Genomic DNA, 14,711 nt, shown 5'->3' on the forward strand with positions numbered 1-14,711 from the left:
GAAAGAATTCAGGTCAGGCGCCGCGCGAGAAACGCGCAGCGGGAGGGTCGGAGGGCAGCAGCTCGGCCGGGCACCAGCCCCGCAAGCTGTTGAAGAAGGCCAGGCCGGTGGCCCGCTGAAGATCGTCCACGGTCAGGCGCGCTTCGCTGATGCGGCCCTGGGCCAGCAGCTCTTCTCGCAACACGCCGGGCAGCAGGCCGCTGGCCAGCGTTGGCGTCAGCCACTTGCCATCGAGCAGCAAGGCAATATTGCCAAACGTGCCTTCGGTCAGTTCGCCGCGAGCATTCCAAAGCAGGAGATCGAAGGCCTCGGCCGGCTTGTGCGCAGCGAAGGCTTCGTAGAGTTCGCGGCGCGTGGTCTTGTGTTGAATGAACTCGGCCGCGGCGCCATCGGTGTCGATGGCATGCGGCGCGAGGGCGAGAAGCACTGGCGACGGTGTGTCAGCCAAGGCCTGCAAATCAGTGCTGAGGCGGCCATCCGCGGCGACGGTCAAACGCAGGCGCCAGGCTCCGGTGGGATGAGCAGCGGCGAGTTCGGCCAGGGCGCTGCGCAGCTTGGCCGGCTGCAGCTTGATGCCGAAGTGATGGGCGGTGCGCTGCAGGCGTGCCAGATGGGCGGCGAGCCGCACGAACTCGCCCTCCTCCAGGCGCAGGGTTTCCAGCGCCGCAATCGGCCCTTCGGCGCGACGCAAGAACCGCATCTTGGCGCGCCATTCGGCAATCTCGGCGTCGGCCGACGAATCGAGCGTGATCGCGCTGCCGATGCCACAGCGCAAGGCGCCGTCTGCGCCCTGCTCCACCGTCCGGATGGGCACATTGAAAGTGGCCACGCCGCCAGGCTGGATCAGGCCCAGCGCGCCGCAGTACCAGCCGCGCCGCTCGGGCTCCAGTTCCGCAATGATTTCCATCGCCCGGATCTTTGGCGCCCCGGTGACCGAGCCACAAGGAAACAAGGCGCCAAACACCTCGGCCAGCGTGGTGCCGGGGCGGCTGACGGCCGTGACCGTGGAGGTCATCTGCCAGACTGTCGGCAAGGCATGCAGCTCGAACAAGCGCGGCACGCGGACCGAACCCAGCGAGGCGATGCGACCCATGTCGTTGCGCAGGAGGTCCACGATCATCAGGTTCTCGGCACGCTCTTTCTCGCTGGTGCGCAAGTAGGCTTGAGCCGCCTCATCCTCGACCACGTCGCGGCCGCGCGGCGCCGTGCCCTTCATCGGCTGGGCTGCGAGCAGCCAGGTGCGCGGGCCCTCAGGCAAGGCACGCCAATCGAAGAAGAGCTCCGGCGACACACTCGCCACGCCCGCTTCGCGCAGGAAGATCGAGAAGCCACCCGGCTGGCTGGCATGCAAGGCCAGGAAAGCCCGGCCCAGATCGGGCGCGGCAGCCTTGGCATGAATACGCGTGGTCAGGTTGACCTGGTAGCAATCACCCGAGCGGATGTATTCGCGGATGCGCTCGATCTGCGCCGCCTCATCGGCATCGCCCTGGCTGTCATGCCAGCCCAGCACGCCGGTGCCTTCAGCATTGGCTTGGGGCCAGGCTTGCGGCTCATCGAGATAGACGGCGAACTCGGCCAAAGCCTGGTCGCTGGATCGAACTTGCAGCGCCGCATCGAAAGCCGGCGCAGCCTCATAGCGAAGGCCTCCCAGCACCCAGGCACCGGCGCGCGCTGCCGCATGAGCCTCTGCCAGCACGCCAGCCACCTGGTCCAGCCGCTCGGCACGCAGCCGGCGCGCAGGCGGCGCATAGAAAGCGCCGCGCATGCGCTCGCCGTCCTCGCGGGCCAGCGGATGGCGTGGGAAATCGAATGCCGCCCAGAGATCCTCCGGACGGTGCAGCTCGCTCATGGCTTGATGGACCGCAGCGTCTTCAGAGGCTCAGGAGATGCTCGCGGTAGTACGCCAGCTCTTCGATGGACTCGTGAATGTCAGCCATCGCGGTGTGCGCCTGCGCCTTCTTGAAGCCGTCCAGGATCGCCGGCTTCCAGCGCTTGGCCAGTTCTTTCAAAGTGGTGACGTCGAGATTGCGGTAGTGGAAGAACTCTTCCAGCTTGGGCATGTAGTTGGCCAGGAACCGGCGGTCCTGGCAGATGCTGTTGCCGCACATCGGCGACTTGTTGGCCGGCACGTATTGCTTCAGGAAGGCGATGGTCTGGGCCACGGCCTCATCCTCAGTGATGGTCGAGGCCTTGACGCGGTCGATCAGGCCGCTGCGGCCGTGCGTGCCCTTGTTCCAGGCGTCCATCTTGTCCAGCGTTTCATCGCTCTGGTGGATGGCGAACACCGGGCCTTCGATGCGCACGTTCAGGTTCGCATCGGTGACCACGACGGCGATCTCGATGATGCGGTCGGTGTCCGGATAGAGGCCGGTCATCTCCAGATCGATCCAGATCAGGTTGGTATCGCTGATGGCCAGCGTGGGGGCTGCGCTCGGCATGTCCGGGCTGCTGCTCATGGGGCTTCCTTCGGTTCTTGAACGGTCTCTATTGTGGCAGCCCTACACTTCGCCCATGTCGACCAGCGCATTTCTACCTCCCCTGTCCGCACCACTGCTGAGCGTCTTGTTCGCGTTGGCGCTCATCGTGAGCCTCGCCACGAAGTTCTGGCTGAGCAGTCGTCAGATGCGCCATGTGATGGCGCATCGTGGGCAAGTGCCAGCTGCTTTCGCGGCCAGCGTGCCCTTGGCTGCGCATGAGAAGGCGGCTGACTACACGGTGGCAAAGGGCCGATTCGGACTGCTGGCGTTGGCGTTCGAAAGCGCCCTGCTGCTGGGCTGGACGCTGCTGGGCGGGCTCGACGCCTTGAACGGCTGGATCTACGGCCTCACCGCCGAGCCGCTCGGCATGATGGGCTATCAATTGAGCCTGCTGGCCGCCTTTGCACTGATCGGCATGCTGCTGGACCTGCCCTTCGAGCTGTGGAACACCTTCCGGATCGAGCAACAGTTCGGCTTCAACCGCATGACCTTGAGGCTCTACGTCATCGACGCGATCAAGGGCATCTTCATCGGCGCGCTGATAGGCCTGCCGATTGCGGCCCTGATCCTGTGGCTGATGGGCGCCGCTGGCGCCTGGTGGTGGCTCTGGGCGTGGGGCGCCTGGATGGGCTTCAACCTCCTGATCATGGTGCTCTACCCAACCGTTATCGCACCGATGTTCAACAAGTTCGAGCCCCTCGCCGATGAAGGCGTCAAGAACCGCGTCGAAGCCTTGATGAAGCGCTGCGGCTTCGCGGCCAAGGGCCTGTTCGTGATGGACGGGAGCCGCCGCTCGGGCCACGGCAATGCCTATTTCACCGGCCTCGGCGCCGCCAAGCGCGTGGTCTTCTTCGACACCTTGCTGGAGCGCCTGGCGCCCGGCGAGATCGAGGCAGTGCTCGCTCACGAACTGGGCCATTTCAAGCATCGCCATGTGCAGAAGCGCATGGTGAGCATGTTCGCCCTGAGCCTCCTGGGTTTCGCTCTCCTGGGCTGGCTGTCCAGCCAGTTGGGCTTCTACGTGGGCCTCGGCGTCAAGCCCAGCATGGGCGCGCCAAACGATGCACTCGCGCTGCTGCTCTTCATGCTGGCACTGCCGGTGTTCGCCTTCTTTTTCACGCCGATCGGCAGCCACCTGTCGCGCAGGCATGAGTTCGAGGCCGATGCCTATGCCCGCGCACAAAGCAGTGGTGAGGACCTGGCGGCGGCGCTCCTGAAGCTGCACGAGGACAATGCCGGCACATTGACACCGGATCCGGTCTACGCCCGCTTCTACTATTCCCACCCGCCGGCCAGCGAACGCCTGGCCGCGCTGCAACAAGCCTCATGAATCTCCTGCTCGCCCAATGCACGCCTCAGCGTGAAACCCTGCCGCTGGAACAACTGGCCGAGTGGCTGGCGCAAGTGCCGGCCTGGCGCGCCGACCCCGAGCACAAGCTGATCGCGCGGCGCTTTGCCTTCGAGAACTTCTACCAGGTGATGGCCTTCGTCAATGCCGTTGCCGAGATTGCGCATGCCCAGGACCATCACCCGGAGATGCACGTTGGCTATTCGGCCTGCACGCTGAGCTACACCACGCATGCAGCCGGTGGCCTGACGGCAAACGACTTCATCTGTGCTGCGCAAGCCGACGCGCTGCCTGAGGCATTCCCATGAGCCCCCACGGTCGTTTCACTCCCTGCCCCCCGATGGGGCGCGATGCCCTTCGGGCGGACGTGCGGGCATCCGCATGAGCCGATTTGGCAATCTCGATCTGGGACTCGTGGTGCGCGGCCATGGCCGCCACTACATCGTGGAAGACAGCGAAGGCAAGCGGCGGGTCTGCCATCCGCGTGGCAAGAGGAGCGACTGCGTGGTCGGCGACATGGTCCGCTGGGCCGAGACCGGCGACGAAGGCGTGATCGAGGCCGTGGAGCCACGGCGCAACCTGCTGTTCCGCCAGGATGAATGGAAGACCAAGAGCTTTGCCGCCAATGTCGACCAGCTCCTTGTGCTGGTGGCCGTGGAGCCTGTGTTCAGCGAGAGCCAGTTGGCCCGCGCACTGATAGCCGCTGAAAGCGCCGGTATCAGCACCCGCATTGCAATGAACAAGACCGACCTGCCTGGCGTGGCCTCGGCGCGCGCCCGCTTGCAGCCCTATCGTGACATGGGTCTGGAGGTGATGGATGTCGCCTTCGTGGCCGACCGCGAAGGCTCGTCCGCACTTCTCAATCCCTGGCTGCGAGGCAAACGCACCTTCGTGATGGGCCCCAGCGGCACCGGCAAGAGCACGCTGATCAATCTCCTGATACCGAACGCTCAGGCACAGATCGGCGATATCTCGGTGGCACTGAACTCGGGCCGCCACACGACGACCACGACGCAGTGGTACTGGGTCGATTCGGAACGCCAAACAGCGCTGATCGATTCACCAGGCTTTCAGGAATTTGGCTTGCAGCAGATCGAGCCCATGCAGCTGCCCTTGCTGATGCCCGACTTGCGCGCGCATGCGGACCACTGCCGCTTCTACAACTGCACGCACCAGCACGAGCCCGGCTGCGGTGTTCGCGAGGCGGTGGACGCAGGCCAGATCAATGCCTCGCGGTACCGCATCTACGGCGAGATCCTGCAGGAGCTGGGCAGCAAGCGCTACTGAGCGCGGCGCGGATCAGGTGTCCAGCCGTGGCAGCGGGCTCTTGACCTCGCGCGCCTCGACGTCCACGACCTCGCCGGCCGGCTCTGCGCGACGCGACTGGCCCGGCCGAAACTTGCCCGCACGGCGGAAGCGCGCCATGTCGACCACAGGCTTGCGGCCGCGCAGGAGGCTCCAGATCATCAGGCCGATCATCGTGACGATGGCCACGCCCACGAGCGCCAGTACCAACACCAGCGTGAACAGGCCCAGCAGCACACGAATCACGACGGTCAAGAGTCCGGACATCAAAGCTTCCTTGCGAAGAGTGGGTTCAACCGCGCCCGACAAAGGGCATGGCCGAAGCCATCACGGTCATGAATTGCACATTGGCCGACAGCGGAAGCTGGGCCATGTATAGAACGGCGCTGGCCACATGGGCCACGTCCATCGTGGGTTCGATGGCTATGTCGCCATTGGCCTGGCGAACGCCTTCGGTCATGGGCTGGGCCATCTCGGTCAGGGCATTGCCGATGTCGAGCTGGCCGCAGGCGATGTCGAATGCACGGCCGTCGAGCGAGAGCGACTTTGTCAGTCCTGTGATGGCGTGCTTGGTGGCGGTGTAAGGGGCGGAATTGGGTCGCGGCGCATGGGCCGAGATCGAGCCATTGTTGATGATGCGTCCGCCACGCGGCGACTGCTTCTTCATCAGGCGGAAGGCGCCCTGGGCGCAGAGAAAGGCACCGGTGAGGTTCACATCGACCGACTGCCGCCAATGTTCGACCGGCAGTTCATCGATAGGTACCGACGGAACAAACACGCCAGCATTGTTGAACAGCAGGTCCAGTCTGCCGAACTCGGTTTCGATCATGGTGAACACCTGGTTCACGTCATCGGGCTGGCTGATGTCGGCCCGGACCGGCAGCGCCTTGGCAGGTTCACGCGCCATCGCGGCCGTTTCCTGCAATGCCGGCAAACGCCGCCCTGCCAGCACCACCGTCCACCCCTCCTCCAGCAGGGCCAGGGCCGCGGCCCGGCCGATGCCGCTGCCGGCACCGGTCACGAGGGCAATCCTTGCTGAATTGTTGCTGGGGTTTGTCATGCATCCGCCTGTGGACAGGCGTGATGATAGTCAGGCTCTTACTGAGCCGTGGACGAGGGGGTTTGCTGGGCGACGCGCTGGCCATCGACGCTGCGCTGGCCTTCGACCACCACACGGGGCAACTGGGCAACGGTGTTGTTCTCGCGGGCCACGGCGATCTGGGTCGGAATGCTTTGGCCGGTGATCTCGACGCGCGGCAGCTGGCTCATCGCCACGTGACGCTCGTCCTGGGCGCTCATCGCGCCAGCACCGACGGCGGCGATCATGATGGCGACCACGACGCCAAGGCGCTTGATCTGGGCATTGCGGTCATAGCAGTAAACGGTGTTCATCTCGGGCCTCCTACAGCCAAGCAGCGGTTCTTGTTGTGCTGCGATGGGCCGAACTATGCCCAGGGATAACCATGAGGAAAAACCGAATGCGATCAAGGGCGGGATCGGGCGACGAACTGCAGCCGGCGGCGACGAGTGTCACGAGTCGGTCAGGGTCAACTCAGACAAACCCCTAGTTCAAGGGGCTCAACAGGTCGTTCCTGACCGGGCACCTGCCAGATCACGTGCGCCATGAAAAACGGCGCCTCCAAGGCGCCGTTTCCGTGAGGAGCGGGTGTGCTTACTTGGCGGCCGAGGCTGCTGCTGCTGCGGCCGAGGCGGCGTCAGCAGCCGCCTTGGCCCTGGTGCGCTCGGCCTTGACTGCGTTCCAGTCGGCTTCTTCATAGGTGCGGTCGGCGCACTTGGACTTGAAGTCAACGCGGTCGTCCGCCAGCGCTTCGATGCGCTCGTTCAGCGGAATCTTGGCCGCATCGTGCGGCTTGATCCGCTGGTCCAGCTTCGCCTTGTTCTGGCCGTAGGCCTCGCGCTGGGTGTTGAAGTCATCGATGCGCTTCTGCACAGCGGCCCGGCTTTCCTCGAAATCCTTGATCTTCTTGATCTGCTCGTCCTTCTTGAGCTTGCCGCCCTTGATCTCGGCATTCAGGGCTTCCTGCAACTTGCCCAGGGCCTCGGCGTCGTTCTTCAAGTCGGCGCCGGCCTTGTTGAGGCCATCCGCCGTCTTGTTGCTCTCGGCCAGTGCGGCCAGCAGCTCGGCATGTTCGGCCTCCCAGGCCTTGACAACCGGCGGCAGCACCTGGTCTTCCGCCTGGATGCGCTCCTCGATCTCCTGGCATTCGCGGATCTGGTTGCGCGACATCAGGATGGGTTTGGGCTTGTCCACCACGGGCCTGCTGACCTTGTTGTTCTTGGGGTCGACCTTGGCCTTGGGGTTGACGGTGCTCTGGGCCTGCGCCAGCGTGGACACGAGGGCGACAACAGCGACGGAGATCAGGAGACGTTTCATGTCTGGCGGCTCGGTTAGCGCCCAACCGGCAGTCGGGCTGTAAAACAAGGGACGAATCATGCCATGAGCCGCGGCTGCGGATAATGCGCGCCTTCACGCACAAGCAAGTCCTTGAAAGAGCCCATGGCACTGAAAGCCACCATCCACAAAGCGCATCTGCAGATCTCGGACATGGACCGCCATGTCTATGGCGAGCACAACCTGGTGATCGCCCGCCATCCGTCGGAGACGGATGAGCGCATGATGATCCGCGTGCTGGCCTATGCCCTGTACGTGCCGGCAGACGACATGCGCGGCCGGCTGGAGTTCAGCAAAGGGCTGTCCGACGTGGACGAGCCCGAACTCTGGCAGCTCGACCTGACCGGCGACGTGGTGCACTGGATCGACCTCGGCCAGCCCGACGAGCGCCGCATCATGAAGGCCCATGGTCGTGCCGAACGCGTCACCGTGATCAGCTATGCCTCCAGCACGCCGGTCTGGTGGAGCAATCTGGAAGGCAAGCTGATCCGCGCGCCCAAGCTGGACGTGTGGCAGATTCCGGCCGAACAGTCGCAGGCCCTGGCCGCGCTGGCCGAGCGCAGCATGCAGCTGCAGATCAGCATCCAGGACGGCAGCATCTATGTCTCCACCGCCAACGCCTCGGTGGAGATCCATCCGCAGGCGCTGCGCCGGGCCGAGGCCCGCTGAGACCTCTGGGCTTCATCCGCCCTTGTCCTTGGCAAGCAGCAGCTTGTAGCCCAGGAAGCGCCCTTGCGGGTCGAGCACCACGAAGCTCGGATAGCTCTTGATGCCCAGGCGCTGGTTTTCCTGATCGCCGCATGCCAACTGCAAGCATCAGCGCTGCCACGGGTCTGGGGCCAGGGTTTCCGCGCCCACCGTTTGGGTGATCCGGCCTCGTTGCGCCGGCGCACTAGACTCCAGCGATCCGACCTGTCCACATCATGGTGATCCTTGCCCCAACTCCATTCACGGCCACTGGCCGCCCTGATGCTGTGCTGCTTGGCCGGCATCGCCTGCCCCGCCATGGCTGATTCCGCAAAGGCGCCGGCCGATCCCCACCAGTGGCTCGAAGAGGTCCAGGGTGAGCGAGCGCTCGGCTGGGTGCGCGAGCGCAATGCCGTCACGACCAGGCAGCTGCAGGCTCGCGCCGACTACGCGCCGATCCGTGCCGAGATGCTGGAGCTCCTGAACGCCAAGGACCGCATTCCCAACGTCATGCGTCTGGGCCCCTGGCTCTACAACCTCTGGACCGACGACAAGCAGCCTCGCGGCTTGTGGCGCCGCACCACGCTGGCCGAATACCGCAAGGCCGAGCCGCAATGGGAAACCGTGCTGGACATCGACGCGCTCGGCAAGGCCGAGGGCGAGAACTGGGTGTTCGGCGGCGCGCAATGCCTGGCGCCCGACTATCGCCGCTGCCTCTTGATGCTCTCGCGAGGCGGCGCCGACGCCGTCGTGGTGCGCGAGTTCGACACGGTGGCCAAGCGCTTTGTCGCGCCGGCCGACGGCGGCTTCTTTGTGCCCGAAGCCAAGACCGACCTGGCCTGGCTGAACGAGAACACGCTCTTCATCGGCAGCGACTTCGGCCCCGGCTCACAGACAGACTCCGGCTATCCGCGCCAGATCAAGCGCTGGCATCGCGGAGAGAAACTGGCCGAGGCCAAGATCGTGTTTGAAGGTGAGGCCAAGGACGTGTCGGTCTCGGCCCAGGTTGACCACACACCAGGCCATGAACGGATCCAGTTCAGCCGCGCGCTGGACTTCTACAACCAGGTCAGCTTCCTCCTGAAGGACAACAAGCTGCAAAAGCTGGACGTGCCCACCGACGTCAGCGCAGCCTTCTGGGGCCCGCGCCTGCTGATGAGCCCGCGCAAGCCCTGGACTGTCGGGGGGCGAACCTTCGCTGCCGGCAGCCTCTTGCTGGCAGACAGCGCCGCCTACCTGCGCGGCGAACGCAAGCTCCAGGCCTTGTTCACCCCAACGGCCACGCGCTCCCTGGCTGGCTACACGGTGACGCGCCAGCACCTGATCCTGAACATCAGCGACAAGGTCGCCAGCCGCCTCGAGGAATGGAGCTTTGCGGGCAAGGAGCCAAAGCATCGCGAAATCAAGGCACCCTTCCCCGGCACCTTGAGCACGGTCAGCTTGTACGACAGCGAATTGCCCAAGGATGAGCTGGGCGATCGCTACCTGGTCAGCTACACCGATTTCCTGACACCTGGCAATCTGTCATTGGCCCGGGCCGGCAGCGACGAGCGCGAAACACTGAAGACACGCACGCCCCGCTTCAAGACCGAAGGCATGCGGGCTGAGCAACTGGAGGCCGTCAGCAAGGACGGCACCAAGGTGCCCTACTTCGTCGTCTGGCCCGCGAATGCCAAGCCGGACGGCAAGAACCCCACGCTGCTCTATGGCTATGGCGGCTTTGAGGTCTCGCTGCAACCCAGCTACTCTGGCGGCGTTGGCCGGGCCTGGTCGGAGCGTGGCGGGGTCTATGTGCTGGCCAATATCCGGGGCGGCGGCGAGTTTGGCCCCAGCTGGCACCAGGCCGCCACGAAGGCCAACAAGCAGCGCAGCTATGACGACTTCGCCGCAGTGGCCGAAGACCTGATCAAGCGCAAGATCACCAGCCCACGCCACCTCGGCATCATGGGCGGCAGCAACGGCGGGCTGCTGGTGGGCGCCACCTTTGTGCAGCGGCCGGAGCTGTTCAACGCCGTGGTCTGCCAGGTGCCGCTGCTGGACATGCGTCGCTACCACCAACTGCTGGCCGGTGCGTCCTGGATGGCGGAATACGGCAACCCGGACGATGCGGCCGAATGGGAGTTCATTGCCAAGTACAGCCCGTACCAGAACGTCAAGGCCGGCGTGAAGTACCCCAAGGTCTTCTTCGCCACCTCAACGCGAGACGACCGCGTTCATCCCGGCCATGCCCGCAAGATGGCCGCGCTGATGCTGGCGCAAGGCCATGATCTGCTGTACTACGAGAACATCGAAGGCGGCCATGGCGGCGCCGCAGACAACGAGCAGTCCGCCACCCTGCTCGCGCTGGAATACAGCTACCTCTGGCAGCAACTGGGGCGTTGAGCAATGGGCGAGCAGGTGGACATCGTGCAAAGAATGGGCGGCTTCTCGGCCGAGGTTGAAGGCGAGCCGCTGGAACTGGACTACATGGTCAGCGGCGATCAGATCATCTTCCACCACACGCTTACCGCCGAGGCGCTGCGGGGCCGGGGCTTCGCCAGCCAGATGGTGGAGCATGGCCTGGTCTGGGCATCAGGCCAGGAACGGCAAGTCGTGGCAGCCTGCAGCTATGTGCAGGCCTGGTTGCGCCGCCACCCGGCCTGGCAGCGCGTCACTGAGCCGGCGGATGTTCAGAAGGTCTTGAACTTCTGGTTCGGATTCCTGGGTGGCGACGAAGATGGGCAGGTTCGCGGCGAATGGTTCCGCAAGAGCGATGCCTTCGACGATGAAATCAAGTCCCGTTTCGGCGCACTGCTGGAGCAGGCACTGGCTGGCGGCCTGAAGGAATGGGAACGCAGCGCCTTTGGCAGCCTGGCCCGCATCATCTTGCTCGACCAGTTCACCCGCAACGCTTTCCGCAACACGGCGCAAGCCTTTGCCGGCGACGCCGAGGCGCTGCGAATGAGCCTGGCCTTGCTTGAGAGCGGCAAGGCGGGTGAGTTGACGACGCTGCAGCGCTGGTTTGCCTTGATCCCGCTGGAGCACTCAGAAGCGCTGGCGATGCAAGACCGATCGGTCGCCGAATTCGCACGGCTCGCAGCAGAAGACGAGCGCATGAAAGGCGCACTGGACTACGCGATCAAGCACCGCGAGGTGGTGGCACAGTACGGCCGCTTCCCGCATCGCAACGCGATCCTCGGGCGCGCAAGCACGGCGGCGGAACTGGCCTATCTGGCCCAGCCCGGCGCCGGCTTCTGATTCAAGGCCTCAGCGCAGTTCGCGCTCCTGCAGCACCCGCCACATCACCTTGCCTGCGCCTGACTTGGGCAGGCTGTCGGCAAATTCGACGATGCGCGGCACCTTGTAGGCCGCCATGTGTTCGCGTGACCAGGCAATGATCTCTTCCGCCGAGGTCTTGCCCCTGGCTTCGGCGCGCAGCACGACAACTGCCTTCACCGTCTCGCCGCGATATTCATCCTTGGCCGAGATGATGCAGGCCTCCTGCACGGCCGGGTTCTTGTAGAGCAAGAGCTCCACCTCGCTAGGCCAGACCTTGTAGCCGCTGGCGTTGATCATCCGCTTGAGCCGGTCGGTGATGAAGAAATAGCCTTCCTCGTCCATGCGGCCCAGGTCACCGGTGCGGAAGAACTTCTTGCCCTCGATCTCGATGAAGGCCGCCTCCGTTGCCGCCGGCTGGCGCCAGTAGCCCTTGAACACCATGGGACCACAGCTGACGATCTCGCCCACCTCGCCGATGGGCATCTCTTCCAGTGTGACCGGATCGATGATGCGCGAATCCACGCCATAGATTGCTATACCCAGGCATTGCAACTTCGCGCGCTCGGGCGGGTTGCCATGCGTGGGCGCTGCGGTCTCGGTCAAGCCATAGCCTTCGGCAAAGGTCAGGCCGAACTCCGCCAGCAACCTCTCCGCCACTGCGGCCGGCATGGCCGCGCCACCGCCACTCAGATACGTAAGGCTGGAAAGATCGAAGCTCTTGTAGTTCGGGCTGCCGAACAGGTCAATGATCATGGTCGGTATGCAGGTCCAGTGCGTGACCTTCTTCGCCGAGATCAAGCGCCCCGCCAGCTCGCGGTCCCAGCGCGGCATGATGACCACGGTGGCGCCGAGGAACACCGGCCCAAGCACGCCGTAAAGCAAGCCGGTGATATGGAAGAAGGGCACGACCGCCAGGCTCACCGACTCGGCAGAGGCATGGCCCCAGAGCCCGCCACCCACCGAGTTGCTCATCAGCGTACGGTTGGTGTGCATGCAACCCTTGGGCAGGCCGGTCGTGCCTGAGGTGTAGGGCAGGTGCGCCATGTCGTCCGGGCCATTGGTCGCGGCACTCGGCTTGAGGCCGGCGGCCAGTGCGTCGACCCAGCGGGCGGCGCCAGCGGGCAGCGTGCCTTCGTTCATCAACCAGGCTGCCATCGCCTCTGACAAACCCAAGTCGGGCGCAATGCCCTCTGCCGGCAAGGCATCGGTGTACCGGGTCACCAAGACTTTCGCCCGTTTCTCGACCGGCAACTGCGAATTCGCCTGCTCAACGATGCCTGCCAGATCGGCGCTGCAGATCACCAACTTGGTGTCAGGGTCCGTCAGGTAGTGGCCGAATTCCTCCGCCCGGTTCATCGGGTTGACCGGCACCACGACCGCATCGGCGCGGTTGATTGCATAGAAGCTGATGAGGAACTGCGGACAGTTCTGCATGTAGAGCGCCACCCGGTCGCCCTTGGCGACGCCCTGCGATTGCAGCCAGCCGGCCAGGGCCAATGCTTTGTCGCGCAGCTCCGAATAGCTGATCGTCTGGCCACAGAAAAAGGTGGCCGCCTTGTGCGGATAGCGCGCCGCCGCGACTTCCAGGTTGAACCACAGCGTGGTCTCCGGAATGGCCAGTTCGCGCGGCAATCGACGCGGCCAATGGCTGCGTTGCGCCATGCGTTGAGGGCATGTTGAAGGGCTGCTGCTCATCGGCTTGTCTCCGCTGCTTCTTTGCTTGAAGCCATTCTTGCCGCTGCGCCCGCTGTGCGCCTGTCGCTGAGCTGACAGGAACTCGACAGAAGGCCCCCAGGGTTTCACCCGGTTTTTGACAGAAAATGCCGGATCTCTTCCCCCTAGCCAGCCATGTCCACCATTCTTCAGCACCTCCCCGTCGGCCAGAAGGTCGGCATCGCCTTCTCAGGCGGCCTCGACACCAGCGCCGCCCTGCACTGGATGCGCCTGAAGGGCGCCCTGCCCTATGCCTACACGGCCAACCTGGGCCAGCCGGACGAGCCGGACTACGAAGAGATACCGCGCAAGGCCATGCAATACGGTGCCGAGAAGGCCGTGCTCGTGGACTGCCGCAGCCAGCTGGCGCACGAGGGAATTGCCGCGCTGCAGGCCGGCGCGTTCCACATCAGTACCGGCGGCATCACCTACTTCAACACCACGCCTCTGGGCCGTGCCGTCACCGGCACGATGCTGGTTGCGGCAATGAAGGAAGACGACGTCAACATCTGGGGCGACGGCTCGACCTTCAAGGGCAACGACATCGAGCGCTTCTACCGCTACGGCCTGCTGACCAACCCGGCGCTGAAGATCTACAAGCCTTGGCTGGACCAGCTCTTCATCGACGAGCTGGGCGGCCGCGCCGAGATGTCGGCCTTCATGACCAAGGCCGGCTTCGGCTACAAGATGTCGGCCGAGAAGGCCTACTCGACCGACTCCAACATGCTCGGCGCCACGCACGAAGCCAAGGACCTGGAGCACCTGAACTCGGGCATCAAGATCGTCAACCCCATCATGGGCGTGGCTTTCTGGAAGGACGACGTGGTCGTCAAGGCCGAAGAGGTGACGGTGCGCTTTGAAGAAGGCGTGCCGGTCGCGCTGAATGGCGTCGAATACCGCGACCCGGTCGCCCTGATCCTGGAAGCCAACCGCATCGGCGGCCGCCACGGCCTGGGCATGAGCGACCAGATCGAGAACCGCATCATCGAAGCCAAGAGCCGCGGCATCTATGAAGCGCCCGGCCTGGCCCTGCTGCACATCGCCTACGAGCGCCTGGTCACCGGCATCCACAACGAAGACACGATCGAGCAGTACCGCATGAACGGCCTGAAGCTCGGCCGCCTGCTCTACCAGGGCCGCTGGTTCGACCCGCAAGCCATCATGCTGCGCGAGACCGCCCAGCGCTGGGTGGCACGCGCCGTCACCGGCGAAGTGGCGCTGGAGCTGCGTCGTGGCAACGACTACTCGCTGCTGGACACGCGCAGCCCCAACCTCACCTACAAGCCCGAGCGCCTGTCCATGGAAAAGGTCGAGGACGCGCCCTTCTCGCCGCTGGACCGCATCGGCCAGCTGACGATGCGCAACCTGGACATCGTCGACACCCGCGACAAGCTGCGCACCTACACCCAGGCCGGCCTGCTGACCGCGGGCGGCGCCAACAGCCTGCCGCAACTCAAGGGCAAAGACTGATCGCGCGCCGGTTCGCCGGCGCAGAGAATCTCCTCCGCCC

General features: G+C 64.7%; 15 protein-coding genes. 7 read left to right on the plus strand and 8 right to left on the minus strand.

The window, feature by feature from the left end; genetic code table 11:
- Positions 1 to 13 precede the first annotated feature (13 nt).
- Together V3596_RS00590 and orn are read right to left on the minus strand one after the other, a co-directional pair.
- Positions 14 to 1,849: a chorismate-binding protein gene (locus V3596_RS00590; protein WP_334275638.1), complete on the minus strand. Its 1,836-nt coding sequence runs from the start codon at positions 1,847 to 1,849 to the stop codon at positions 14 to 16.
- Between the two features lie 22 nt (positions 1,850 to 1,871).
- Positions 1,872 to 2,456 (minus strand): oligoribonuclease, encoded by a 585-nt coding sequence (gene orn, locus V3596_RS00595; RefSeq protein ID WP_334275639.1) that lies wholly within the window; start codon positions 2,454 to 2,456, stop codon positions 1,872 to 1,874.
- Positions 2,457 to 2,511: 55 nt separating this feature from the next.
- Here orn and V3596_RS00600 point away from each other — a divergent pair, with 55 nt between their 5' ends.
- From V3596_RS00600 to rsgA, 3 genes are all read left to right on the plus strand, one after another.
- Positions 2,512 to 3,807 (plus strand): M48 family metallopeptidase, encoded by a 1,296-nt coding sequence (locus tag V3596_RS00600; protein ID WP_395385905.1) that lies wholly within the window; start codon positions 2,512 to 2,514, stop codon positions 3,805 to 3,807.
- The gene (locus tag V3596_RS00605) at positions 3,804 to 4,133 is read left to right on the plus strand and encodes a 4a-hydroxytetrahydrobiopterin dehydratase (RefSeq protein WP_334275640.1); all 330 of its coding nucleotides are present in this window, start codon (positions 3,804 to 3,806) and stop codon (positions 4,131 to 4,133) included. Before V3596_RS00600 ends, V3596_RS00605 begins: the two co-directional genes overlap by 4 nt.
- Positions 4,134 to 4,206: 73 nt before the next feature.
- Positions 4,207 to 5,112 carry a ribosome small subunit-dependent GTPase A gene (rsgA, locus tag V3596_RS00610; RefSeq protein WP_334275641.1) on the plus strand — a complete coding sequence of 302 codons (906 nt, stop codon included), beginning with the start codon at positions 4,207 to 4,209 and terminating at the stop codon, positions 5,110 to 5,112.
- Between the two features lie 12 nt (positions 5,113 to 5,124).
- Here rsgA and V3596_RS00615 read toward each other — a convergent pair whose 3' ends face one another.
- From V3596_RS00615 to V3596_RS00630, 4 genes are all read right to left on the minus strand, one after another.
- Complete coding sequence (locus V3596_RS00615; RefSeq protein WP_334275642.1) at positions 5,125 to 5,397, minus strand: hypothetical protein; 273 nt, start codon at positions 5,395 to 5,397, stop codon at positions 5,125 to 5,127.
- 25 nt (positions 5,398 to 5,422) lie between these two features.
- Entirely contained in the window at positions 5,423 to 6,190 is a 768-nt protein-coding gene (locus V3596_RS00620; protein ID WP_334275643.1) for an SDR family oxidoreductase, read from the minus strand.
- Between the two features lie 38 nt (positions 6,191 to 6,228).
- Entirely contained in the window at positions 6,229 to 6,522 is a 294-nt protein-coding gene (locus V3596_RS00625; RefSeq protein WP_334275644.1) for a hypothetical protein, read from the minus strand.
- A 280-nt stretch (positions 6,523 to 6,802) separates the two neighbouring features.
- Complete coding sequence (locus V3596_RS00630; RefSeq protein ID WP_334275645.1) at positions 6,803 to 7,525, minus strand: hypothetical protein; 723 nt, start codon at positions 7,523 to 7,525, stop codon at positions 6,803 to 6,805.
- A gap of 123 nt (positions 7,526 to 7,648) precedes the next feature.
- Here V3596_RS00630 and V3596_RS00635 point away from each other — a divergent pair, with 123 nt between their 5' ends.
- Positions 7,649 to 8,212 carry a YaeQ family protein gene (locus tag V3596_RS00635; protein WP_334275646.1) on the plus strand — a complete coding sequence of 188 codons (564 nt, stop codon included), beginning with the start codon at positions 7,649 to 7,651 and terminating at the stop codon, positions 8,210 to 8,212.
- Positions 8,213 to 8,224: 12 nt separating this feature from the next.
- Here V3596_RS00635 and V3596_RS00640 read toward each other — a convergent pair whose 3' ends face one another.
- The gene (locus tag V3596_RS00640) at positions 8,225 to 8,356 is read right to left on the minus strand and encodes a hypothetical protein (RefSeq protein ID WP_334275647.1); all 132 of its coding nucleotides are present in this window, start codon (positions 8,354 to 8,356) and stop codon (positions 8,225 to 8,227) included.
- 192 nt (positions 8,357 to 8,548) lie between these two features.
- On the opposite strand from V3596_RS00640, the gene V3596_RS00645 reads away from it, so the two are divergent.
- Entirely contained in the window at positions 8,549 to 10,612 is a 2,064-nt protein-coding gene (locus V3596_RS00645; protein WP_334275648.1) for a prolyl oligopeptidase family serine peptidase, read from the plus strand.
- A gap of 3 nt (positions 10,613 to 10,615) precedes the next feature.
- Positions 10,616 to 11,467: a DUF924 family protein gene (locus V3596_RS00650; RefSeq protein ID WP_334275649.1), complete on the plus strand. Its 852-nt coding sequence runs from the start codon at positions 10,616 to 10,618 to the stop codon at positions 11,465 to 11,467.
- 9 nt (positions 11,468 to 11,476) lie between these two features.
- On the opposite strand, the gene V3596_RS00655 is transcribed toward V3596_RS00650, so the two are convergent.
- Entirely contained in the window at positions 11,477 to 13,183 is a 1,707-nt protein-coding gene (locus V3596_RS00655) for a long-chain fatty acid--CoA ligase (protein ID WP_334275650.1), read from the minus strand.
- 153 nt (positions 13,184 to 13,336) lie between these two features.
- Between V3596_RS00655 and argG the strand changes: the two genes are divergently transcribed.
- The gene (gene argG / locus V3596_RS00660) at positions 13,337 to 14,671 is read left to right on the plus strand and encodes an argininosuccinate synthase (protein ID WP_334275651.1); all 1,335 of its coding nucleotides are present in this window, start codon (positions 13,337 to 13,339) and stop codon (positions 14,669 to 14,671) included.
- Positions 14,672 to 14,711: the final 40 nt, after the last annotated feature.

The sequence above is a fragment of the Roseateles microcysteis genome (assembly GCF_036880965.1).
Classification (GTDB): Bacteria; Pseudomonadota; Gammaproteobacteria; order Burkholderiales; family Burkholderiaceae_C; genus JAUASW01.